Source organism: Pseudonocardia sp. WMMC193 (genome assembly GCF_021728735.1).
Lineage (GTDB): Bacteria > Actinomycetota > Actinomycetes > Mycobacteriales > Pseudonocardiaceae > Pseudonocardia > Pseudonocardia oroxyli.
Map to the genome: position 1 here is coordinate 138,375 of NZ_JAKKDO010000003.1, position 22,359 is coordinate 160,733.

Here is a 22,359-nt window from a genome sequence, read left to right on the forward strand (position 1 = left end):
CCCGGCCGGCCGCGGCGTCGCGGCCGGCCGGGCGGGTGTCAGGCGAGGGGGAGGTAGAGCGTGCCGTCCCCCTCCCGGAAGCGGGTCGCCTCCTGCGCCATCCCGGCCTCGATCGCCTCCTGGCTGGTCAGCCCGTGTTCCTCGGCGTACGCCCGGACGTCCTGGGTGATCCGCATCGAGCAGAACTTCGGCCCGCACATCGAGCAGAAGTGGGCGGTCTTCGCGGGCTCGGCCGGGAGCGTCTCGTCGTGCATGGCCTGGGCGGTGTCCGGGTCGAGCGAGAGCGCGAACTGGTCCCGCCAGCGGAACTCGAACCGGGCGCGGGAGAGCGCGTCGTCGCGGGCCTGGGCGTGCGGGTGCCCCTTGGCGAGGTCGGCGGCGTGCGCGGCGATCTTGTAGGTGATCACCCCGGTCTTGACGTCGTCCCGGTCCGGCAGCCCGAGGTGCTCCTTGGGCGTGACGTAGCAGAGCATCGCGGTGCCGCGGCGGGCGATCTGGGCGGCGCCGATGGCCGAGGTGATGTGGTCGTAGCCCGGTGCGATGTCCGTGGCCAGCGGGCCGAGGGTGTAGAAGGGTGCCTCGTCGCACCACTCCTCCTCGAGCCGGACGTTCTCGTCGATCTTGTCCATCGGCACGTGCCCGGGGCCCTCGACCATCACCTGCACGCCGTGCTCGCGGGCCACCCCGACGAGCTCGCCGAGGGTGCGCAGCTCGGCCAGCTGGGCCTCGTCGTTGGCGTCGGCGATGGACCCGGGGCGCAGCCCGTCGCCGAGGGAGAAGGTGACGTCGTACTCCCGCAGGATCGCGCAGAGCTCGGCGAAGTGCGTGTACAGGAACGACTCCCGGTGGTGCGCCAGGCACCAGGCAGCCATGATCGCCCCGCCGCGGGAGACGATGCCGGTGACCCGTCGGGCGGTGAGCGGCACGTACCGCAGCAGCACGCCGGCGTGCACGGTCATGTAGTCCACGCCCTGCTCGCACTGCTCGATCACGGTGTCGCGGTAGAGCTCCCAGGACAGCCGCGCCGGATCGCCGCCGACCTTCTCCAGCGCCTGGTAGATCGGCACCGTCCCGATCGGGACGGGGGAGTTGCGCAGGATCCACTCCCGCGTCTCGTGGATGTCCCGGCCGGTGGAGAGGTCCATGACGGTGTCGGCGCCCCAGCGGGTGGCCCACACCATCTTCTCGACCTCCTCCTCGACGGACGAGGTCACCGCGGAGTTGCCGATGTTGGCGTTGACCTTCACCAGGAACCTCCGGCCGATGACCATCGGCTCGGACTCCGGGTGGCGGCGGTTGGCCGGGATCACCGCGCGACCGCGGGCGACCTCGGCCCGCACCACCTCGGCGTCGACCCCCTCGCGGAGCGCGACGAACCGCATCTCGGGGGTGGTGCGGCCCGCGCGGGCCTCGGTCAGCTGGGTCGTGCCCCGGTCCCCGGGTGTGCGCCGCGCGGGCAGCCCGCGGCGCACGTCGACCTGCACGGTCGGGTCGGTGTAGGGACCGGAGGTGTCGTACGAGTCGTGGTGCTCCCCGGTGGACAGCCGGATCCGGCGGACCGGGACCCGTTGGCCGTCGGGACCGTCGAGGTAGGCCTTGACCGAGCCGGTGATCGGACCGGTGGTGACCGCAGCCGTGACGGGGGCGGCAGGAGATGAAGACACGGACGGACGTCCTCCCTGGCCGGCATTACCCGGCCGGTTCCGCGGTCGGCGGACGCGCTCCGCCCTCTCAGCCCGTCGCGACGAGCTCCCGCTTCGTTCGGTGCGGACCCGACCCTAGGGCATGTCGGCCCGGCGCGCGGCGTGGCGACGGCCCACTCAGCGGGGGCGGCGCTCGGCGATCGCGACGAACTCGATCGCCAGCGGGTGCGGCGCCGTGCGTGGCCAGGCGAGCAGCAGGGGCACCGGGGGCGCGTCCACGATCCGCCGGTACCGGACCTGTGGGTGCCGGTAGAGCCGCCCGGTCGAGGCGGGGGTGAGCCCGACGCCGCGGCCCGCGGCGATCGCCTCGAGCCACTCGTCGACGTTGTGCACCTGGACCGACCGGCGCGGCCCCCGCCCCGCCTCCCAGAGATCGGGGGAGGTGGTCCCCGAGATCACGTTGATCACGAGGGTCTCCTCGCGCAGGTCGGCCAGGCGCAGGGTGCGGCGGGCGCTGAGCCGGCTTGCCGGAAAGGCGAGGTCGGCGGCGGTGAGGCCCTCGAACGCCTGCTCGGCGGCGAGGGTGTGGGCGGTGCCGACGTCCTCCTCCCACGCGACCGGCGACCCGTCGCCCGGTGCGCCCGGGATCCGCCCCGTCCGGGTGGTGGTCGCTGCGGCAGGGCTGTGTTTCCTGCTGGTTACCACTTGCCGGAGCCGTTGACCGCGGCCTGAGCCCCCACTTACCTTCCCGGTACGCGATACGTGCAGATGTACGTCAGGCGTACATAGTCACCGAGAAGGGCGACACGATGCTGGGTAAGCGAGCGAGGGCCGCAGGGGTCCTCCGGTGGGCGGCGGGTGCCGTGGCGGTCGCGGCGCTCGCAGGCGCCTGCACCGCGGGCGGTGCGTCGACGGCGGGATCGGCGGGATCGGCGGGCGGCGGCGGGCCGGTCGTCGTCGCCTACAACAACAAGATCAACTCGCTGGACCCGGTCCGCGCGGACTACCAGCAGGGCAATCTGGTCATGCAGGGGCTCTACGACACCCTGGTGACCTACGACGCGGACAACCGGGTCGTCGGGCGGCTCGCCGAGACCGCCACCCCGGCGGCGGACGCGACCTCGGTCGCGATCCACCTGCGCAGCGGCGTGGCCTTCCACGATGGCACTCCGGTCACCGCGAAGGACGTGGCCTACAGCCTCGACCGCTACAAGCGGCTCGGCGTCGGTGTGGCGAGCTACCTGGCCAACTACGCGGGCACCGAGGTCACCTCCGACGCCGACCTCACGATCCGGCTCACGAAGCCGGACTCCCGCTTCCTCGGCGGCCTCAGCCAGGTCTACGTCCTCAACTCCGCCCTCGTCACGGCGAACGCGGGTACGGACGACGCCCAGGCCTGGCTCTCGGGCAACGACGCGGGCAGCGGACCGTATCGGCTCGACGCCGCCCGCCAGGGCGACACGATCACCGTGGCGCGCAACGACTCCTACTGGGAGTTCGACGCCGCCCGGCCCGAGCGGCTGGTCTACCGGCTGATCACCGAGAGCGCCACGCAGCGGGACGAGCTGCGCGCGGGCACCGTCGACGTCGCCGCATCCCTCACCGCGCCGGACGCGAAGACGCTCGACGGCGCCGAAGGCGTCGCGGTGCAGACCGTGCCGGTCCGCACCGAGTCGGTCGTGGTGTTCAACATGGTCACCGGCCCCACCACGAACCCGGCGCTGCGCCAGGCGATCCGGCTCGCCTACGACTACCAGGGCGGCCTGACCGGGATCCGCGGTGGCGGCGGCGAGCTCGCCTCGGGGCCGCTGCCGACCACGATGGGGTGCCGCCCGCAGCTGCCCACCGTGTCCCGCAACCTGGACGCCGCGCGGGCGCTGGTCGCCGACAACGGGCTCACGGGCACCACGCTGACGATGAACTTCCAGCCCACCAACTCGGTGTGGCAGCAGGAGGCCACGCTGCTGCAGTCCGATCTCGCCGAGATCGGGATCACCCTCAACCTCGAGCCCATCGCCTTCCCGGACTACCTGGCGCGCCTCGGCGACCGGAGCCGGATCCCGCAGATGATGCTGCTCGAGGACTTCGCCCAGCTGCCGGTGCCCGGCGACATGCTGACCAAGCAGTTCCTGTCCACCGCCACCGGCACCAACCGCTCGGGCTACGCGAACCCGCAGGTGGACGCCCTGCTGAACGAGGCGATCGGCACCGCGGACGAGGCCCAGGCCTGCACGCTCTACGCCCAGGCGCAGACGCGGATCGACGCGGACGCCGTCACGCTGCCGATGTACACGCTGCAGAAGCCGTTCGGGCACACCACCCGAGTGTCCGGCGTGCACCCGGCCGTGGTCGGGTCGGCTCCCTGGATCCCCGACCTGCGGGTGGGCTGAGGCATGGGCCCGGCCCGGTACCTCGTCCGCAGGCTCGCCACCGCCGTGCTCAGCGTGCTCGGGCTCGCCGCGATCGTGTTCGCCATGCTCAAGGTGATCCCGGGCGACGAGGCACAGGTCGCCGCGGGTGAGGGCGCCACGCCCGAGCAGGTCGCCGCGATGCGCGCCACGCTGGGTCTCGACGACCCGTGGATCGTCCAGTTCGGGCGCTTCCTCGCCCGGCTGGCCCACGGCGACCTCGGCACGTCGACCGCGACCCGCCAGCCCGTCGCCACCGACATCGCGACGGTCCTGCCCGGCACGCTCGAGCTGGCGCTGTTCGCGCTGGTCCTGGCGCTGCTCGTCGCGGTCCCGCTGGCCACCGTGGCCGCTGCCCGTCGGGGCGGTGCCGCGGACGGGGCGAGCCGGATCGCGGTGATCGTCTTGGCCGGGCTACCTACCTTCTGGCTGGCCCTGCTGCTGCAGTGGGTGCTCGGCGCGCAGCTGCGGCTGCTGCCGATCTCCGGGCGGCTCTCGGTGGACCTGGAGGTCCCGCGGGTCACCGGGATGACCCTGGTGGACAGCCTGATCGCGGGCAACGGCTACGCCTTCTACGACGGCCTGCAGCACCTGCTGCTCCCCGCGGCCTGCCTGGCGGTGCCCGTCGCCGCCCAGCTGTTCCGGGTGCTGCGGGCCGAGCTGGTGTCGGTGTTGTCCCGCGAGCACGTCCTCGTCGCCACGGCCAAGGGCGTGCCGACCGGGCGGCTGCTGCGCCGCCACGCCCTGCCCAACGCGGCCGGGCCGCTGCTGACCCTGACCGGCCTGGAGGCCGGGATCCTGCTGGCCTCCGCCGTCCTCGTCGAGTCGATCTTCGGGCTGTCCGGGGTCGGCGCCTACCTGCAGAACGCGGTCGACCAGCGCGACCTCCCGGCCGTCCTCGGCTGCGTCGTCGTGCTCGGCTCGGTCGTGGTGGGGGTGAACCTGGTGGTCGACATCGTCCAGATGGTGCGCGACCCGCGCATCCGGTCCGCGCAGCTGCAGGCGGTGCCGGCGTGACCGCCGCCGTGCCGCTGCGGCTGCCGCGGGCGGTCCGCCTCCCCGGCTTCGACGCCGTCGTGGTCGGTCTCGTGGTGCTGATCGCCGCGGTGGCCGTCGTCGGGCCGCTCGTGGCGCCGGCCTCGGCGTTCCGCTCCGACATCCTCCACGCGCTGCAACCGCCGAGCGCCGCACACTGGTTCGGCACGGACGACCAGGGCCGCGACGTGGCCTGGCGGGTGGTCGCCGGCAGCCGGGACACCCTGCTCTCGGCGGTGCTCGTGGTGGCCTGCTACGCCACGATCGGCACTGCGGTCGCCCTGCTCGCCGCGGTCGGCGGGCGCTGGGTCGACGAGATCCTGATGCGGCTCACCGACGTCGTGTTGGCGGTGCCCGGGATGGTCGTCGCGCTGGGCTTCGCGGCCGCGCTCGGCCCGAGCCTGCGCAGCGCGGTGATCGCGATGGTCATCGCGGGCTGGCCGATGACCGCGCGGCTGCTGCGCGGGATCGTCCGGACCACCTCCACGTCCGCGTTCGTCGACGGGGCCCGGCTGCTCGGGGTGTCCCGGACCCGGCTGATGCTGCGCCACGTCCTGCCCAACTCACTCGACGTGCTCGTCGTGAAGTGGGCGGGGGACATCGGCGTCACCGTGCTGGTGCTGGCCGGGCTGTCCTTCATCGGGGTCGGCGCGCAGCCGCCCGCCGCCGAGTGGGGCGCGATGGTCGCCGCGGGGAAGGGCTCGATCGCCACCGCGTGGTGGTGCGCGCTGTTCCCCGGCCTCGCCATCGCGCTGACGGCCACCGTGTTCGGCCTGTTCGGGGACGCGCTACAGGTCCGCAGGCAGAGGGGGAACCGATGACCGCGCTGCTGGAGGAGACCGGAGTGGACACCGCACTGCTGGCGGTCCGCGGGCTCACCGTGGACGCCGGGGACGTCCGGCTCGTCGACGGCGTGGACCTGAGCCTGCGGGCGGGCGAGCGCGTGGCGCTGGTCGGCGAGTCCGGCTCGGGCAAGTCCGTGACCGCGCGGGCGCTGCTGCGGCTGGACCGCGGGCTGCGCCTCGGCGGGTCCGTGCGGCTCGGCGGCACCGACCTGCTCGCGCTGTCGGACAAGGAGATGAGCGCCGTGCGCGGGCGGCGGGTCGGGATGGTCTTCCAGGACCCGATGGGCGCGCTGGACCCGCTGCAGACCATCGGCGAGCAGGTCGCGGAGCCGCTGCGGCTGCGCGGGCTGCGCCGCCGCGAGGCCCACGAGCGGGCCCGCGCCCTGCTGGACGACCTCGGCGTGGACCGGGCCGCCGAGCGGATGCGCGCCTACCCGCACGAGTTCTCCGGCGGCATGCGCCAGCGCGTGGTGCTGGCGATGGCGCTGATCGGCGAGCCGGAGGTGCTGGTGGCGGACGAGCCGACCACCGCCCTGGACGTCCGGGTGCAGGCGCAGGTGCTGCGGCTGCTAGACACCGTGTGCGCCGAGCGTGGGCTCGGCGTCCTGCTGATCACCCACGACCTCGGCGTCGTCGCGGGGTTCGCCGAGCGGGTGGTCGTGATGTACGCGGGCCGCGCGGTCGAGGCACAGCCGATCCGCCCGCTCTACGCGGCACCCGCGCACCCCTACACCGCGGGGCTGCTGCGCGCGGTGCCGCGGGTGGACCGCCTCGGTGAGCGGCTCGAACCCATCCCGGGCGCCCCGCCCTCACCCGCGGCCCGGCCCGGCGGCTGCGCCTTCCACCCGCGCTGCCCCGTCGCCCTGGACCGCTGCGCGACCGAGGTCCCCGCGTGGACCGGGGTCGCCGCCTGCCACCTGCTGGAGGAGTCGTGAGCCTGCTGGAGCTGCGCGGCGTCGGACGCCGCTACGGGCGGGTCGCCGCCCTGTCCGACGTGGACCTCGACGTGGGCGACGGCGAGGCCGTCGGGCTCGTCGGGGAGTCCGGCTCGGGCAAGTCCACGCTGCTCAAGTGCGTGATGCGGCTGGAGCGGCCGGACACCGGCACGATCACCTTCGACGGCCGGGACGTCACCCGGCTGCCGGAGCAGCGGCTGCGGTTCCTGCGCCGGGACGTCCAGATGGTGTTCCAGGACCCGCACGCCAGCCTCAACCCGCGGATGACCGTGGAGCAGCTGGTGGGCGAGGGGATCCTGGTGCACCGCCTCGAACCCACCGCCGCCGCGCGCCGCGAGCGGGTCGCCGAGCTCCTGGCCATGGTCGGCCTGGACCCGAAGGACGGGGGCCGGTACCCGGCCTCGTTCTCCGGCGGGCAGCGGCAGCGGATCGCCATCGCCCGCGCGCTCGCCGTCCGGCCCCGGCTGCTGGTCTGCGACGAGCCGGTCTCCGCGCTCGACGTGTCCGTGCAGGCCCAGGTGGTCAACGTGCTCGCCGCGATGCGGGCCGAGCTCGGCCTGGCACTGCTGTTCGTGGCGCACGACCTCGCCGTCGTCGGGCACCTGTGCCCGCGGGTCGCGGTGATCCACGACGGCCGGATCGTCGAGGACGGCCCCCGCGAGCAGGTGCTCGCCACCCCCCACCACCCCTACACCCGGGCACTGCTCGACGCGGTGCCCGTGCCCGACCCGGGCCCGTACGAGAGGACCGCGTAGATGCGCATCGGAGTCGACGGCCGCAAGATCCCCGAGGCCGACGCCCGCGGCCCGGTGGGGAGCCTGGACCACGCCCACGAGCTGGGGCTGGCCGGACTGTTCTTCCGCACCGTGCTGGACATGAGCCCCACCCTGGACCCTGGCGAGCTGGGCGCGATCCGACAGCGCGCCGACGAGCTGGGGATGTACCTGGAGACCGGGCTGGGCAAGGTCAACCCGTACGCCACCCCGGAGGCGCCCGAGCTGCGCGCGATCGGCGACGGCGACATCGTGCGGGGCTTCCGCCGGATGATGGAGGCGTGCGCGCAGATCGGCTGCCGCGAGCTGTGGGTCGCCACCGCGAACTACAAGCCGGCCTTCACCGGCAGGCTCGCCTACGACCGCTTCCGCACGGACGTGACCTGGGCCGAGCAGCTCGCCGCCACCGAGCGGTTCCTGCACGTGCTCGCCCCGATCGCTCGCGACCTGGGGATCCACCTCAACCTGGAGACGCACGAGGAGATCACCTCGTTCGAGCTGGTCCGGCTCGTCGAGGCGGTGGGCCCGGACGTGACGGGCATCGTGTTCGACACCGCGAACGTGCTGCAGCGCCTGGAGCACCCGGTGCGGGCCGCCCGCCGCGTCGCGCCCTACGTGCGGCAGAGCCACATCAAGGACGCGGCCATCGTGCACGGCGACGGCGGGCTGCTCTACCAGATGCGGCCCTGCGGCGAGGGGGTCGTGGACTTCGCCGAGATCGTGCCGATCCTGGCCGCGGCCAACCCGGACCTGCACCTGACCATCGAGAACGACCAGTCGCTCACCGACGCCCCCCGTCCCCGGCGGCGGATGCTCGTCGAGGCTTACGACCCGGAGTTCCTCGCCGGGCACCCGGACCTGTCGGTCGAGGAGCTCGCGGCGTACCTGGAGATGGTGCAGCGCTACGACGAGCGGATCGCCGCGGGCGAGCTGCCGGACTGGGCGGCCTACGCCGCCCGGCCCTTCGGGTTCACCGAGACGGTCGACTACATCGGGCGCAGCGCCGACCATCTGCGGGCGGTGTGCGAGAAGGCCGGGCTGTGAGGACCGGCCGCGCGGGCATCTGTCTCCGCGATCTCCCGGGTGCCCCCGGGCCCGCCGCGTCCGCCGCGGTGGCGGCGCGGCTGGGGTTCGGCGGCGTGCACCTCCCCTCGGTGCACGCCGCCTCCCCGACCCTCGACCACGGCGAGCTGGCCGAGCTGGCGGCCGCCGGTGCGGAGCACGGCGTGTCGTTCACCGTGGGCGGCGGGTTCCTCGCCGCCCACCACCTCGACCGGGCCGCCGCGCTGACCCAGGACGGCGACCTCGCCCGCGGGCTGGCGCGGGTGCTCGCCGCGGCGGCGGTGCTCGGGACCCGCGAGCTCGCCGTGGTCCTGGGCCCGGAGAGCGACCGGTTCGACCCGGTGCTGCCATGGTCGGAGCAGCTGCGCGCCACCGCCGTGCTGTTCCGGCTGCTCGCGGGCGTGCTCCGGGACGCGGGCGCCCGGCTCGTCGTGAAGACCCACGAGGAGGTCACCACCGAGGAGGTGGTGCGGCTCGTCGAGGAGGTCGGCCCGGACGTCGTCGCGATCGGGTTCGACCCGGTCAACGTGCTCGTCCGGCTGGAGGACCCGGTCGCCGCGGCCCGCCGGGTGGCCGGGGCCGTGGCCACCGTCCACGTCGACGACGCCCGGATCGCCCGGACCCCGCGCGGGTTCGTCCGCAGGGCGGCCCTGCTCGGGACCGGAGTGGTGGACTGGGCGGGGATCGACGCCGCGCTCGCGGACGAGCCGCGGCGCGTGGACCTGCACCGCGCCGAGCCGGCCATGCCGGCGTTCGACGCCCGGTGGCTGGCGGCGCAGCCCGCCACCGCCCTGGACCTCGCGCGGACGGCCGGGTGGGCGGGCCCGGACCGGGAGCCGCCGAGCCTCGCCGACCGGCTGGCCGCGGCATGAGCGGGGTCCTGCGCGCCCGGCACGTGCTGGGGTACGAGTCCGGCGACCACGTGCTGATCACCGACGGGGAGGTGGCCCACGCCGACGGTGTGATCACCTACGTCGGCCCGCGGCGCCCCGGCCCGGGGGAGGACCTGGGCGACGCGCTGCTGCTGCCCGGCTTCGTCGACCTCGACGCCGTGACCGACCTCGACCACGCGATCCTCGACTCCTGGTCCGGCCGGGACCTTCGCTGGTCCCGGGAGTACGTGCCGCGCAGGCGGGACGTGTTCACCCGGGCCGAGCGCGCGGTGATCCGCGAGTTCGGGCTGGTCCAGCTGCTGCTGCACGGGATCACCACGGCGATGCCGATCGCCGCGGAGACGCACAGCGCGTGGGCGGAGACCCGGGAGGACATGCAGGACATGGCCGCCGTGGCGCAGCGCCTCGGGATCCGCGCCTACCTGGGGCCCAGCTACCGCTCCGGGGTGCCGGTCACCGGGCCCGACGTGGTCTGGGACGAGGCCGAGGGGGAGCGCGGGTTCGCCGGGGCGGTGGCCTTCCTCGACGACGTCGAGGCCCTCGGCGACCCGCGGATCCGGGGTGCGCTGCTCCCGTGCCGGATCGAGACGGTGAGCCCCGCGCTGCTCGCCGCCACCGCGAAGGTCGGAGCCGAGCGCGGCGTGCCGATCCGCATCCACGCGCTGCAGGGCGCGCACGAGCGCAGGCTGCTCGGCCGCTCCCCGGTCGCGGCGCTGCGCGAGGCCGGGCTGCTCGACACCCACCTGCTGGTGCCGCACGGGCTGTTCCTGGAGGACGGGCCGCGCACGCCGCCCTCGGCCGCGGCGCTGGCCGAGCTGGCGGGCGTCGCGATCGTGCACTGCCCGCTCACCTCGGCGCGCTACGGCGGCGTGCTGAACTCCTTCGACCGCTACCGCGCGGCGGGCCTGACGATCGCGCTGGGCACCGACTCGTTCCCACCGGACCTGGTGCGCGGCATGGACACCGGCGGCAACCTGGCCAAATGGGTCGACGGCAGGCTGGACGCGGGATCGGCCGCGGACTACCTGCGGGCCGCCACGCTCGGCGGGGCCGCCGCCCTGCGCCGTCCCGACCTGGGGCGCCTGGCCGTGGGCGCCCGCGCCGACCTCGTCGGGATCTCGCTGGCCGACCCCCGCGTGGGCATGGTCGACGACCCCGTCCGCACGCTGCTGATGCACGGCTCCGGCCGCGACGTGGTGCTCACCGTGGTCGACGGGCGCACCGTCGCCCGGGACGGGCGGGTCCCCGGCGTCGACCTCGAGGACCTCCGCGCCCGTGCCCAGGCCCTCTTCGCGCGCATGCGCGCCGCGTACTCCGAGCGGGATGCGCAGGCCCGCCCGGCCGACCGGCTGTTCCCGCCGAGCTTCCGAAAGGTCCGCTGATGCTCAACCCCGACCGCACGCACCGCCGCGAGGGCTCCCACTGGGTCAGCCCGGTGAACTTCGACCCCGAGGTCCAGGCGGCCTACACCTGGCCGGAGCCGTTCGCGCTGATCGACAGCACCCTGCGCAAGACGCTGTTCACGGCGGGCGCGGTCACCTCGATGGCCGGGTTCGCCCGGATCGCCGAGGCGCTCGCCGAGGCGGGCGTGCGCGAGGAGTGCCTCAACATCAACTGGGGTGGCGGGTCGGCGCCGATCCCGCGCGAGCTCGAGCTCGTCCGCACCGTCGCGGGCGGCGACCACGGGATGGCCGTGACCGTGTACGCGGACACCCTGCTCTCCGACGGCGAGCACCGGCAGCCGGTCACCGCCCGCGAGACCGTGGAGCTGCTCGCCGGACTGGGCGTGCGCCGCTTCTCCCCGGGCATCGTGCCCGCTCCCTCCGCGGACGCGCAGAAGCGCCAGACCGAGGAGCTCGCCGCGCTGTTCGCGCTGTTCGCCGAGGTCGGCGCCGAGGCCACGATCACCTTCGCCCACGCGGGCCGCCGGGACTTCGACACGCTGGTGGAGATGTCGAACGAGGCGATCCGGCTCGGGGCCACCCGGATGGACCTCATGGACTCCACCAGCAGCCTCGGGCCGGACGCCATGCGGGTCTTCGTCCGCCGCTACCGGGCGGCGCTCCTCGCGGACGTCCCGGTGACCATGCACGTGCACGACGACTTCGGGCTCGCCACCGCCGGTGCGGTCGCCGCCGCCACGGCGGGCGCCTCCCCGGACGTCTCGGTCGCCGGGATGTCCTACCGGGCGGGCTTCGCGCCGCTGGAGGAGGTGGTGACCAGCCTGGAGGTGCTCTACGGCGTGGACACCGGGATCCGCACCGAGCTGCTGACCGGGCTCGCCGAGCTCGTCGCGCAGGAGTCCGGGGTCGCGGTGCCGCCGCTCAAGCCGCTGGTGGGGGAGTACGCCTTCCTCAAGCACATGCCCGGGGACGTCCTCGGCTGCCTGCGCGGCGGTGTCGACCAGTTCCCGCCCGTGTCCGGCTGCGTGGCTCCGGACCTGGTGGGCGGGCGGATCCGCTGGGTGTGGGACAGCCTGTCCACCGACGCGATGGCCGCCGCGCTGGCGGCGGCCATCGGCGAGGAGACCACCCCGGAGGAGGCCCGGGCGGTCCGGCTCGCCCTCGACGCCGCCGTCGCCGCGATCCCCGAGTACCCGCGCCTGCTGGTCGCGGAGCAGGCGGAGCGGATCTGCCTCGACACCCTGGCGGCGGCGCGTGCCTGACTGGTCCGCGGCCTGTCCCGATCCCGGCTTCGTCGCCCTGCTCGCCGCCCGGGCGCCGCACACCCCGCAGGCGGCGCGGGCCGCCGTCGACGAGTTCGTCGCGGGGCTCGACGACGACCGGCTGCGCGAGGTCGTGAACCGGCACGACCCGATCGGGCTGCCCCCGGAGCACGGCTTCTCGCGCGGTGAGCAGGCCGCGGTGCTCGCGGGCGACCCGGACACGCTCGCCGAGATCGCGCGGCTCGACGCGCTCTACCGCGAGCGGGTCGGCGCCGTCTTCCTGATCCGGGTCGCCGGGCTGTCCGCCGCCGACGTCCTGGCGGCGCTGCGGACCCGGATCGCGCGGGACCCGGCCGCCGAGCTGTCCGAGATCCGGGTGCAGCTCGCCGCGATCCTCGCCGGACGGCTCGAGCGCATGATCACCGGGCCGGTACGGTGAGCGTACAGACGTACGGTGTGCGAGCAGGAGGACCGATGACCGAGCCGGAGGGCGAGCAGGCCCCCTACTTCGTCACCGCCGTGGAGCGGGGGATGGCGGTCCTGCAGGCGTTCACCGCCACCCGGCCGCGGCTGACCTACACCGAGGCGGGCGAGCTCACCGGGCTGTCCCGGGCCACCACCCGCAGGCTCATGCTCACCTTCCGCGACCTCGGGTTCCTCGAGTCCCCGGACGGGAAGACCTTCGGGCTCACCCCGCGGGTGCTCCAGCTCGGCTACTCCTACCTGTCCACGCTGCCGCTGCGTGAGGTCGCCCGGCCCCAGCTCGAGGAGCTGTCGGCGGACCTGCAGGAGACCGCCGGGCTGGCCATCCTCGACGGCGAGGAGATCGTCTACGTCGCGATCGCGATGAGCCCCCGGCTCACCTCGGTGCGGATCAACCTCGGCACCCGGTTCCCGGCCCGGGAGACCGCGGCCGGTCGCGTGCTGCTCGCGCACCGCGGCCGGGAGTACCCGGAGATCCGCGCGGCGGGCTACTGCGTGCTCGACGGTGAGCTCGGCGAGGACCTGCGCGGGGTCGCGGCGCCGGTGCCCGAGGCGCAGGGGGTGAGCGCCGCGGTCGCGGTCTCGCTGCACAGCGGCAGGCAGGACGTGGCGGACCTGACCGCCCGCTTCGCCCCGGCGGTGGTCGCCGCGGCCGAACGGATCGCGGGCGCGGCCCGGTGAGCGCGGACCTGCTGCTGCGCCGGGTCCGGCCGCACGGCGCACCCGAGACGGACGTGCTGGTCCGGGCCGGGCGGATCGCCGCGACCGGGCCGGACCTCGACGCCCCGGGCGTCCCCGTCGAGGACGGCGGCGGCGCGCTGCTGCTGCCGGGGTTCGTCGACGCACACTGCCACGTCGACAAGACCTACTGGGGCCGGTGGGTGCCGAACACGGCCGGGCCCACGCTGGCCGAGCGGATCGACAACGAGCGTGCCCGCCGGGACGAGCTGGGCCTGCCCTCGGTGGAGGCCATCGGCGGGCTGCTGGACCGGATGGTCGAACGGGGTACGGCGGCGATCCGCACCCACACGTCGATCGACCCGGAGGTCGGCCTCCGCGGGGTGGAGGCGGTGCGCGCGGCGGCGGCCACGCGCACGCTGCGCGTGGAGCAGGTCGCGTTCCCGCAGAGCGGCATGCTCGCCCGGCCCGGGACCCTGGAGCTGATGGAGCGGGCCGTCGCGGGCGGCGTGGAGACCGTCGGCGGACTGGACCCCGCGAGCTACGACCGCGACCCGGTCCGCGCGCTCGACGCCGTCTTCGACATCGCCGCCCGGCACGGCTGCGGGGTGGACGTGCACCTGCACGACACCGGGACGCTCGGCACCTGGCAGGTCGAGCTGGTCGTCGAGCGGACGAGGGCGCTGACCATGGCGGGCCGGGTGACCGTCAGCCACGCCTTCGGCTTCTGCGGCGCGGACGCCGCCGACCAGGACCGGCTGGTCGAGCTCCTCGCGGAGGCAGGGGTCGCGATCGCGACCGCCGCCGTCTACGACCGCCCGGTCCCGCCGCTGGTCCGGATGGCGGCGGCCGGCGCCGCGGTGGCCCTGGGCAACGACGGCATCCGCGACCTCTGGGCCCCCTACGGCGACGGCGACATGCTCGACCGCGCCCACCAGCTCGCCACCCGCTCCGCCCTGCGCAGCGACCCGGAGATCACCCTCGCCCTGCACGCCGCCACCGCGGGTGGGGCACGGGTGCTGGGCCTCGCCGACCACGGCCTCGACGTCGGGTGCCGCGCCGACCTCGTCCTGGTCGACGCCGCCGTCCCCGCCGAGGCGGTCGTCGCCCGGCCACCACGACGACTGGTCGTGCACGGTGGGCGGGTCGTCGCTCGGTCGGGACCGTAGGCGCGCGGCACTGCGCGCCGAGGGTCCGTCGGTTCGCCGTCCGAACCGCTGGGACGGTGGGCACCCCGGGTCGGGTGCGGAGGGGCGCCGGCCCGCCCTGGGTCAGCCCGCCAGGGTGTAGGGCCGGAGCTCCGGCTCGCTCGCGACGCGCGGAGCGAGGGCCAGCTGGGTGCCGATGAGGGTCATGGCGGCGCCGTAGTCCGTGGCGAAGGTCAGCGGGTTCACCCCGGGCATGAACACCTCGGTGCAGGCGGCGGGGTCGATCCGGGCGGGATCGGCCGGGCCGTCGTGGTCGAGGGCGTCCATGGCCAGCGCGTAGGCGACGGGTGAGTAGGTGCCGACCGCGATGTGCTCGGAGGCCACCTCGGTGAGGCAGACGTCCTGCAGGGCCACGTTGGTGATGTCCCCGCCGCCACCGTGCAGCGAGGTGGTCCCGGTGTCGTCGAGGTTGGGCTGCACGAACTCGTCGGTGCGGGTGTAGATCTGGGTGTAGGAGATGCCGGGGAAGGTCTCCTGGTAGGAGTTGATCGCCTGGGTGTAGTGGGAGTTCGCCGTCTGCTGCCAGAGCGCGGGGGCGCAGCCGGTCGCGGGCGGGCACAACGCGGCGTTGATCAGGATGCTGCCGTGGTTCGTGGCGCCGAAGGCGATGTAGTCGTCGACCATCGGGCGCAGGTCGGGCCAGAAGCGCAGGGCGAACCGCGGCTCGGTGCCGCCCTGGCTGTGCCCCAGGACGTCGACCTTGTGGCCGCTGATCCGGTGGATCTCGCGGATGGCGTGCACGACGTACTCGGCGGCGGTCTGCGTGTCTCCCATCGCGTTGTCGGGCAGGGTGACCGAGCAGTAGGGCCGCCCGAGGGCGTCGAGTGCGGAGAACCAGGTGAACCCGAAGTTGACCTGCGGGGTCATGGTGGTGCCGGGCACGAAGAGTGCGACGTTCCGGTCGGCGTCGGTCGCGTTCGCGGTGCAGGTGAGCGCCGCATCGAGGTCGGCCTCGGGCACGCTGAGCGCGGGCCCCGGCCGGTCGACCGGCGCGAAGGTCTCGTCCGGGAGCAGCGGCGGCGGCAGCGGGAGGTCGGCCGGTGCGACCACCGGGAACGGTGAGGGCGTCAGCGGCGGGATCGGCGCGGTCGGCGCCGCGCCTGCCTGGCCGACCGTCAGGAGGGGCGCCAGCACGGCGGCGCTCGTCACTGCGAGGATGGCGACTCGTCGACGGACAGTGGACATGGGGTTCTCCGTTACACTCGCTCCATTGCGGTGCAGCATGTTGCACGTGGCTGCATCTGTAACAGCGAACGAGCGGGGTCGATCCCGGTGACGAGGTGACGGTGAGCGGTCGATCGGGAGCGACGAACGGTGCTTCCGTGCGCGGGAGTGCCTTGACGCGGCAGCTCCGCGACGGCGGCCCTCGACCCCGCTCGACCCCGCTCGACGCGCTGCGGATCGCCCACCGTTGGTTCCGGGCGGGCCGCCGGATCGACATCCAGGCCATCGCGGCCGAGCTGGGCGTCAGCCGGGTCACGCTGCACCGGTGGGTCGGCACCCGCGAGCAGCTGCTGCTGGAGGTGCTGTGGCTCAACGCCGAGCGCTCGCTCGACCGGCTCGCCGAGAGCGTCCGACAGGAGGCGCCCGCGCGGAGCTGGACCGCGGAGATCCTGAGCCGCTGGGCCGCGGACGTCGTGGCGCACCCGGGGATCCGGCACCTGCAGGCCACGGAGGCGGAGATGCTCGCCCGGCTCCTGACCCAGGACGCCAGCGAGTTCCAGTCGCGGATCACCGACAAGATCGCCACCATGCTCGCCGAGGACATCGCCGCCGGGCGGGTCACGGTCGAGCTCGAGCCCGCGGAGCTCGCCTACGCGACGGTGCGCATCGTCGAGTCGTTCGTGCACACCCCCGCCATCACCGGCGGCGCCCCCGACCCCGCCCAGAACGCCCGTGTCCTGCGTGCCCTGCTGAGATGAGGGCGGCCTCAGTCCGACGGGGCCAACTGTCGGCGCAGGGCGTCCGAGTCGTGGACGTTCGTCATGTGTGCGAACCGGCCGTCACGGACCTGGTAGACGGCGAACTCCTGGATCTCGAACGAGGCCCCCGAGGGTGTCACCTCCAGCCACTCCCGAACGGGGGTGCCGGTGTTCACCAGTCGTGCGGCCAGGTGGTCCCCGTCCACGGACAGGTCCAGGATCTCCCAGTGCAGGTCGGGAACGGTGGCACCGAGATCGGTCAGTGCCGACACGATCAGGTCGGCCGTGACGCTGTCGCCGAAGTACGTGAGCTCCTCGCCCAGGAAGTCGCGAACGGCGGCGAAGTCGTGGGCGTTGAGCGTGTCGATGTAGCGCCTGTAGAAGGCGCGCAGGTCGGTGTCGGTCATGGTTCCTCGTTCGACGTGGTCCGGCGTGGTCCAGCACCGTGCTGGTCCCGCCAGCGTGCCCCCGCTCGTCGCTATGATCCATAACGTGCCGTCCGCATTTCCTTACCGATCGTCCGGGGGGTCGGCCGTGGCGCCGTCCGATCCCGTGGCCGACACGATCGGCCTCCTGCGACCTCGGACCGAGGCTCACCCCGGTCTGCATGCCGCCGCACCGTGGGCGGTGCGGTTCGACGCCTTCGACTTCGTCGAGATCGGCTGCGCGGTCCGCGGCGCCTGTCGGCTCGCGGTGGACGGGCACGAGCCGCTGCACCTGGAGGAGGGCGACTTCTATCTCCTGAACGCACCCGGCCCCCATGTGCTCGGCAGCTCGCAGGCCGCCACCCCCCGACCGGCCGGGGAGCTGTTCGAGACGGCCTCCGGCGGCGTCGCCCGGATCGGCGCCGCCGTCGACGAGGTCAACTACGTCTGTTCGGCATCCCTGTGGTTCGACGACGCCAACGCTCCACTCCTGCTGAAGGTCCTGCCCCCGCTCGTGCACGTGCCGGCCACGAATCCCCTCATCCGCCACGTCGCCTCCGTGACCGAGCTCCTGGGAATCGAGGTCGAGAGCAGGGAGGTCGGACGGTCGCTGGTCCTGGACCATCTCGCCCAGATCCTGTTCGTCCAGGTGCTCAGGGCCCACGTCGCGCAGACCGAGCAGCCCACCGGGTGGCTGGGGGCCCTCGCCCACGACGGTATCGGTGCGGCGCTGCGCGCCATGCACGCCGACGTGTCCCATCGCTGGACCCTTCGCGAGCTGGCGGCCGTCAGTCATCTCTCGCGGTCCGTCTTCGCGGCCACTTTCAAGAAGAAGGTCGGTCTCGCTCCTCTGGAGTATCTGATCGAGTGGCGCATGAGCCTCGCCCGTGACGCGCTCCGCCGCGACACGATCTCCCTCTCCGAGCTGGCCTCCACCACCGGATACGAGTCGGAGAGCGCGTTCAGCACGGCGTTTCGCCGGGTCGTGGGCATGTCGCCGCGCCAGTTCCGCGACGACGCGCGACGGGCCGCCGCCGCGGGCTAGTGCCCCGTCAGAGGTCGAGGGCCCAGTACTGGCCGACCAGGTCCTGGCCGTAGCTGTGGTGGGGTTCCTCGCCGACGAGCTCGAAGCCGAGGTCGCGGTAGATCGCGATGGCGGCGGTGAGGATGTCGTTGGTCCACAGTGTCACTCGCCGGTACCCGCGGTCGCGGGCGAAGTCCAGGCAGGTCCGGACCAGTCGGCGCCCCACCCCGTGGCCCCGTCCGCGCGGGTGCACCAGCAGGACCCGCAGCGTCGCCTCACCCTCCACTCCGGACGGGCGGTGGGCGCCGTCGACCAGCATGACGCAACCGACCCGCTCGCCGGCGAGCTCGGCGATCCACGCCCGTTCGCGGCTGGTGTGGCCCTCGGCGAAATCGGTGACGATGCGTGCGACGAAGACCTCGAAGGAGGCGTCCCAGCCGAACTCCTCGGCGTAGAGCTCGGCGTGGGCGCCGATGATCCAGCCGAGGTCGCCGGGGCGCCCCAGCTCGCGGATGACCGGGCCGGGGTCGCCGCCGCGGGTGGTGCTGTCCGGCATGACCGGTGGTCCTTCCTCTGGGGTGCACCGATCAGTGTCCCGCGCGGATCCCGCCGGGTCTCTCATGTGTCATCTTTTCGCCGGACGCCCAATCTTCGTAACTCTTCGCCGCGCGGCTCGTTGGGCGGGTGTCGCGGTCGGCGGCCGTGATCCCCGCGCATCGAGGCGCGGGCGGTTCGCCGGGCGGTGGAGGGTGAGGTGAGCCCCACGTGATCGTTCGCAAGCGGGTCGGGGTCGCGGTTCTCGTGACCGTTGCGCTGGCGGCCGGGGCCTTCGTGGCGGGACCGGCGCTGGCCCAGGGTGGATCGCCCGCGGACACCGCCGGTCCGGAGTTGCTGCGGGCGCCCGCGGTGGACGCGCCCCAGCTGCAGAACACCGGGATCTGGAGAGCCGATCCGATCGGGATCTGCATGACCAGCGCGTACCGCCAGGGCGAGTACGTGCACCAGGGCTGCGTGTACGACGACGAGGGCGGCGGCACGCAGTGGCGCTGGCCCAACGACACGCTGCTGCGCAACTACACCTACCCCGAGGACCCGGCCTACCGGCGCAACGCCGCCGACATCGTCGAGGTCCGGATGAAGCCGCAGGCGGACGCGACGGCGTTCCGGATCACGATGAACACGATGACCGATCCGGACCTGCTGGGGCTGACGCTGGCCCTGGGGGACTCGGCCACGCCGCGCGAGGCGCCGCACGGCGCGAACACCGTGATGCCCGCCGAGCGGTTCGTCACCGTGCACGGGACCGAGGGCGACATCACGGACGCCGCGACCGGTGCAGCCCTCTCGGAGCGCCCGGAGGTCGATGTCGACCTCGAGCGCAGGCAGGTGCAGATCACGGTCCCGCACACCGCGTGGGACCCCGGTACCGGGACCGCGCGCGTCGCCGCCGCGGCGGGTCTGTGGGACCGCGGGCACGACGCCTACCTCGTCCCGCAGGTCACCGCGGACGAGACGCACCCCGGGGGCGCGATCGTCGGGCAGGCCAGGCCGTCCGCGTTCTTCGACAGCGCCTTCCGGTTCGACGAGCCGTTCGAGGCTCCGTACCGGGACAACGACCAGCGCCGGGCCATCGCGGCGGGCGACCTGTCGCCGTTCTTCGCCGAGGTGGACTTCGGCAAGCTCGCCGCCGGGACGGACGACGAGTCCGGCGTGCCGACCAGCGGCTACCTGACCCGGATCTTCGCCTCACGGTTCGAGACCGCGCAGGGCAGGCGGCTGCCGAGCGACCCCGGCGGGCCCCCCGCGGGCAGCGGCACGCAGCAGGGTGGCATCCAGACCGGCACCGGCGCGGGCAGCGAGGGGCGGCCGAGCCTGGCGTTCGGCTGGCCGTGCCGGGACGACTGCGTGCCGGACCTGGCCGGGCGGCTGCAGCGGTACATGGTCTACGTGCCGGAGGCGCCGGCACCGGAGGCCGGCTACTCGTCGATCGTGTGGACCAACGGCTACGCCCTGCGCCCCGGCGACGACGTCGCGGGCGACCGCGACCTGTACCGGCAGTTCGCGCAGCGGCCCGGCGACCCGACCATGGTGATCGACGTCGACGGCCGCGGCCAGGACGAGTGGGGCTACGGCCAGTCCGGGGCCGCGGTGTTCGAGGCGATCGCCGACGCGCGGCGGCACTACGACCTCGACGCCGACCGCACCGCGATGGGCGGGTTCTCCTCGGGGGCCTACATGGCCAACAAGCTGGCGTTGTCCTTCCCGGACGTGTTCAGCAAGGCCTTCATCTGCGACGGGCTCGACGTGGCGCCGTCCTTCCCCGGCCTCAACGGCGTGGCGGACAAGACCGCCGACACGCTCGGGGTGGACACGCTGACCGTCCACGAGGCGGGCTCGAAGCTCACCCCGATGCTGCCCAGCCGCCGCAACCAGCCGGTGATGGAGTGGGCCGGGGTCAACGACGACTTCATCCCGTACGCCATCACCCGCGAGCGGGCGGACGCCTACGCGGCGGGGGACTACGACTACGAGTTCTACAGCTGGGTCGGGCCCGCGGCCGAGCACCTGGTGATGTGCAAGAACGGCATGTGGCAGAAGGCGACCGAGTGGTTCGGCCACGACGGCCGGGCCGTCGACCCGCACCACGTGACCTTCGTGCGCAACCCGCTGATGGACGACCCGAGGTCCGGGCTGGTCGCCGACCGGGCGTACTGGCTGTCCGACATCGAGAGCCGAGGCCCCGAGCTGGGCACGATCGACGTCGTGTCCGAGGGTCGGGGCCTCGCCGACCCGGCGGCGTCGCCCGCCCGGCGGGAGCTCGGGAGCACCGCGGGGTCGTTCTCCCCGGTCAACCCCTACCTGCGCGAGTTCCGGCACCCCGGCGGCCCGACGGCGGCCGCGGCCGAGGACGCGCTGGTGATCCGTTCGGCGGGGGTGGGGTCGGTGACCGTCGACCCCGACCGGGCCGGCGTGACCTGTGACGCCGACCTGCGGGTCGCGACGGACGGGCCGCTCACGGTGACCCTCGCCGGGTGCGACCGCACCGAGTCCTTCGACGGGACCGACTCCGGTGGTCTGGCGAAGCCGGAGACCTTCCGGCCCACGGACCCGCTCGCCCCGGTCGGTGCGCCGCTGCGGGGCGCCCCGCTGCCCGCGGAGGTCGGGAACGCCCCGCAGCCGCCGCTGCAGGGCCTGCCGCCGCTGCGGTTCCCGCCGAACCAGCTCGGCCAGGACCCCGCTCCCGGCGACGGGGGCCAGGAGGCTCCCCGGACCTGACCACCGGTGGCCGGCCCGGGTCTCCCGGGCCGGCCCGCCGGTGTGCCGAGTTCCCGTCGCCCGACGTGGAGGTGTCGCACGTGGCGGTGGCACACTCGGTCCGTGATCGGGAGGTGCGCGTGAAGGCACGGTCGCTGGTGTTCGACCTGTTCGGTGACTACCTGCGCTACCGGGGCGGCGAGGTGCGGCTGCGGCACCTGGTGGCGCTGATGGGCTGCTTCGACGTGCCCGAGACCACCGTGCGGGTCGTCGTCACGCGGCTGCGCAAGGAGGGCTGGCTCACCAGCAGGCGGGAGGGTCGGGAGACCGTCTACGGCCTCACGACGGCCGCGTGGGAGCTCCTCGACGAGGGGCGTGAGCGGATCTTCGACCGATCCCGCGGCCCGTGGGACGGCCAGTGGCACATGGTGATCTACTCGGTGCCCGAGGCCGAGCGCGCGGCCCGCGAGCAGCTGCGCAAGAAGCTGGCCTGGTTCGGCTTCGGGCCGCTGTCCGCCTCGGTGTGGGTGAGCCCGCACGACCGCATCGACCAGGTGCGCAAGGCCTTCGCCGACTTCTCCGCCGTCCGGCTGGACACGTTCCACTCCCGCTCGGAGGGCTCGGTCGCCGATCGGGACATCGCCGCCCGCGCGTGGGACCTGCACGACCTGGACCGCGACTACGCCGCCCTGCTGGCGGACTACGCCCCCCGGCTGGCGGCCTACCGCACCGGGCTGTCGTCCCGGGAGGCGCTGGTCCAGCGCATGCACCTGGTCTACGACTACCGGCACTTCCCCTTCCGGGACCCCGACCTGCCCCTCGAGCTGCTGCCCGGGGGATGGCACGGCAGGCAGGCCCACGACGTGTTCCTCGAGGCACACGGCCTGCTGCGCGAGCAGGCGTTCGCCCACGTCGAAGAGGTGATCGCGGCGGAGCCCCGAGGCGATGCCACGCCCACACCCGCCGCGGGCTGACCCCGGCGCCGCGGAGCTATAAGTTTCAGAATCTAGACGACCGGCGCGCACCTGTTGTAGATTCGGGAGGCGCTCCGCCACGGCGGCGTCGAGCGGATCCGAGGGGAGTG

The 22,359-nt window shown here is 74.0% G+C and carries 21 protein-coding genes; 16 read left to right on the plus strand and 5 right to left on the minus strand.

Annotated features, from left to right (window positions below; translation table 11 throughout):
• Positions 1–38 precede the first annotated feature (38 nt).
• Positions 39–1,664, minus strand: a complete 1,626-nt coding sequence (gene thiC, locus L3X23_RS01970) for a phosphomethylpyrimidine synthase ThiC (protein ID WP_237190310.1) — start codon at positions 1,662–1,664, stop codon at positions 39–41.
• Between the two features lie 156 nt (positions 1,665–1,820).
• Entirely contained in the window at positions 1,821–2,348 is a 528-nt protein-coding gene (locus tag L3X23_RS01975; protein WP_237190311.1) for a LysR substrate-binding domain-containing protein, read from the minus strand.
• Positions 2,349–2,452: 104 nt separating this feature from the next.
• Here L3X23_RS01975 and L3X23_RS01980 point away from each other — a divergent pair, with 104 nt between their 5' ends.
• The 12 genes from L3X23_RS01980 to L3X23_RS02035 are packed head-to-tail and all read left to right on the plus strand — an operon-like array spanning position 2,453 to position 14,610.
• Positions 2,453–4,033, plus strand: a complete 1,581-nt coding sequence (locus L3X23_RS01980; RefSeq protein WP_237190313.1) for an ABC transporter substrate-binding protein — start codon at positions 2,453–2,455, stop codon at positions 4,031–4,033.
• 3 nt (positions 4,034–4,036) lie between these two features.
• Positions 4,037–5,068, plus strand: coding sequence for an ABC transporter permease (locus tag L3X23_RS01985; protein WP_237190315.1), 1,032 nt, complete (start codon positions 4,037–4,039; stop codon positions 5,066–5,068).
• The gene (locus L3X23_RS01990; protein WP_237190317.1) at positions 5,065–5,907 is read left to right on the plus strand and encodes an ABC transporter permease; all 843 of its coding nucleotides are present in this window, start codon (positions 5,065–5,067) and stop codon (positions 5,905–5,907) included. The genes L3X23_RS01985 and L3X23_RS01990 overlap by 4 nt, the downstream gene beginning before the upstream one ends.
• The gene (locus L3X23_RS01995) at positions 5,904–6,866 is read left to right on the plus strand and encodes an ABC transporter ATP-binding protein (protein ID WP_237190319.1); all 963 of its coding nucleotides are present in this window, start codon (positions 5,904–5,906) and stop codon (positions 6,864–6,866) included. The genes L3X23_RS01990 and L3X23_RS01995 overlap by 4 nt, the downstream gene beginning before the upstream one ends.
• Entirely contained in the window at positions 6,863–7,642 is a 780-nt protein-coding gene (locus tag L3X23_RS02000; RefSeq protein ID WP_237190328.1) for an ATP-binding cassette domain-containing protein, read from the plus strand. The genes L3X23_RS01995 and L3X23_RS02000 overlap by 4 nt, the downstream gene beginning before the upstream one ends.
• Complete coding sequence (locus tag L3X23_RS02005) at positions 7,643–8,704, plus strand: sugar phosphate isomerase/epimerase (protein ID WP_237190330.1); 1,062 nt, start codon at positions 7,643–7,645, stop codon at positions 8,702–8,704. It abuts the gene before it with no gap.
• Positions 8,701–9,594, plus strand: a complete 894-nt coding sequence (locus L3X23_RS02010) for a TIM barrel protein (RefSeq protein WP_237190331.1) — start codon at positions 8,701–8,703, stop codon at positions 9,592–9,594. The genes L3X23_RS02005 and L3X23_RS02010 overlap by 4 nt, the downstream gene beginning before the upstream one ends.
• Positions 9,591–10,997, plus strand: a complete 1,407-nt coding sequence (locus tag L3X23_RS02015) for a chlorohydrolase family protein (protein WP_237190333.1) — start codon at positions 9,591–9,593, stop codon at positions 10,995–10,997. Before L3X23_RS02010 ends, L3X23_RS02015 begins: the two co-directional genes overlap by 4 nt.
• Positions 10,997–12,280, plus strand: a complete 1,284-nt coding sequence (locus L3X23_RS02020) for a hypothetical protein (RefSeq protein ID WP_237190336.1) — start codon at positions 10,997–10,999, stop codon at positions 12,278–12,280. The genes L3X23_RS02015 and L3X23_RS02020 overlap by 1 nt, the downstream gene beginning before the upstream one ends.
• Positions 12,273–12,719 (plus strand): 2-oxo-4-hydroxy-4-carboxy-5-ureidoimidazoline decarboxylase, encoded by a 447-nt coding sequence (locus L3X23_RS02025; RefSeq protein WP_237190338.1) that lies wholly within the window; start codon positions 12,273–12,275, stop codon positions 12,717–12,719. The genes L3X23_RS02020 and L3X23_RS02025 overlap by 8 nt, the downstream gene beginning before the upstream one ends.
• Before the next feature lie 35 nt (positions 12,720–12,754).
• A complete protein-coding gene (locus tag L3X23_RS02030) occupies positions 12,755–13,444 on the plus strand; it encodes a helix-turn-helix domain-containing protein (RefSeq protein ID WP_237190339.1) in 690 nt (229 codons plus the stop codon).
• Positions 13,441–14,610, plus strand: a complete 1,170-nt coding sequence (locus L3X23_RS02035; protein ID WP_237190341.1) for an amidohydrolase — start codon at positions 13,441–13,443, stop codon at positions 14,608–14,610. The genes L3X23_RS02030 and L3X23_RS02035 overlap by 4 nt, the downstream gene beginning before the upstream one ends.
• Positions 14,611–14,712: 102 nt before the next feature.
• Here the strand turns inward: L3X23_RS02035 and L3X23_RS02040 are convergent, their stop codons facing one another.
• Entirely contained in the window at positions 14,713–15,834 is a 1,122-nt protein-coding gene (locus L3X23_RS02040; protein ID WP_237190343.1) for an alpha/beta fold hydrolase, read from the minus strand.
• A gap of 152 nt (positions 15,835–15,986) precedes the next feature.
• Between L3X23_RS02040 and L3X23_RS02045 the strand changes: the two genes are divergently transcribed.
• Positions 15,987–16,571 carry a QsdR family transcriptional regulator gene (locus tag L3X23_RS02045; protein ID WP_237190345.1) on the plus strand — a complete coding sequence of 195 codons (585 nt, stop codon included), beginning with the start codon at positions 15,987–15,989 and terminating at the stop codon, positions 16,569–16,571.
• 8 nt (positions 16,572–16,579) lie between these two features.
• Here the strand turns inward: L3X23_RS02045 and L3X23_RS02050 are convergent, their stop codons facing one another.
• Complete coding sequence (locus L3X23_RS02050; RefSeq protein ID WP_237190347.1) at positions 16,580–16,978, minus strand: ester cyclase; 399 nt, start codon at positions 16,976–16,978, stop codon at positions 16,580–16,582.
• Positions 16,979–17,123: 145 nt separating this feature from the next.
• Between L3X23_RS02050 and L3X23_RS02055 the strand changes: the two genes are divergently transcribed.
• The gene (locus tag L3X23_RS02055; protein ID WP_237190349.1) at positions 17,124–18,041 is read left to right on the plus strand and encodes an AraC family transcriptional regulator; all 918 of its coding nucleotides are present in this window, start codon (positions 17,124–17,126) and stop codon (positions 18,039–18,041) included.
• Positions 18,042–18,048: 7 nt separating this feature from the next.
• Here the strand turns inward: L3X23_RS02055 and L3X23_RS02060 are convergent, their stop codons facing one another.
• Positions 18,049–18,576, minus strand: a complete 528-nt coding sequence (locus L3X23_RS02060; protein ID WP_237190351.1) for a GNAT family N-acetyltransferase — start codon at positions 18,574–18,576, stop codon at positions 18,049–18,051.
• Between the two features lie 209 nt (positions 18,577–18,785).
• On the opposite strand from L3X23_RS02060, the gene L3X23_RS02065 reads away from it, so the two are divergent.
• Positions 18,786–21,296 carry a hypothetical protein gene (locus L3X23_RS02065; protein ID WP_237190352.1) on the plus strand — a complete coding sequence of 837 codons (2,511 nt, stop codon included), beginning with the start codon at positions 18,786–18,788 and terminating at the stop codon, positions 21,294–21,296.
• Between the two features lie 119 nt (positions 21,297–21,415).
• On the plus strand, positions 21,416–22,249 hold the full coding sequence (locus L3X23_RS02070; protein WP_237190354.1) for a PaaX family transcriptional regulator C-terminal domain-containing protein: 834 nt from the start codon (positions 21,416–21,418) through the stop codon (positions 22,247–22,249).
• Positions 22,250–22,359: the final 110 nt, after the last annotated feature.

Coding starts and splice junctions, on each gene's coding strand:
- L3X23_RS02060 (WP_237190351.1), bottom strand. CDS start 18,576: ATGCCGGACAGCACCACCCGCGGCGGCGACCCCGGCCCGGTCATCCGC.
- L3X23_RS02030 (WP_237190339.1), top strand. CDS start 12,755: ATGACCGAGCCGGAGGGCGAGCAGGCCCCCTACTTCGTCACCGCCGTG.
- L3X23_RS02020 (WP_237190336.1), top strand. CDS start 10,997: ATGCTCAACCCCGACCGCACGCACCGCCGCGAGGGCTCCCACTGGGTC.
- L3X23_RS02005 (WP_237190330.1), top strand. CDS start 7,643: ATGCGCATCGGAGTCGACGGCCGCAAGATCCCCGAGGCCGACGCCCGC.
- L3X23_RS02050 (WP_237190347.1), bottom strand. CDS start 16,978: ATGACCGACACCGACCTGCGCGCCTTCTACAGGCGCTACATCGACACG.
- L3X23_RS01985 (WP_237190315.1), top strand. CDS start 4,037: ATGGGCCCGGCCCGGTACCTCGTCCGCAGGCTCGCCACCGCCGTGCTC.
- L3X23_RS01980 (WP_237190313.1), top strand. CDS start 2,453: ATGCTGGGTAAGCGAGCGAGGGCCGCAGGGGTCCTCCGGTGGGCGGCG.
- L3X23_RS01995 (WP_237190319.1), top strand. CDS start 5,904: ATGACCGCGCTGCTGGAGGAGACCGGAGTGGACACCGCACTGCTGGCG.
- L3X23_RS02015 (WP_237190333.1), top strand. CDS start 9,591: ATGAGCGGGGTCCTGCGCGCCCGGCACGTGCTGGGGTACGAGTCCGGC.
- L3X23_RS02040 (WP_237190343.1), bottom strand. CDS start 15,834: ATGTCCACTGTCCGTCGACGAGTCGCCATCCTCGCAGTGACGAGCGCC.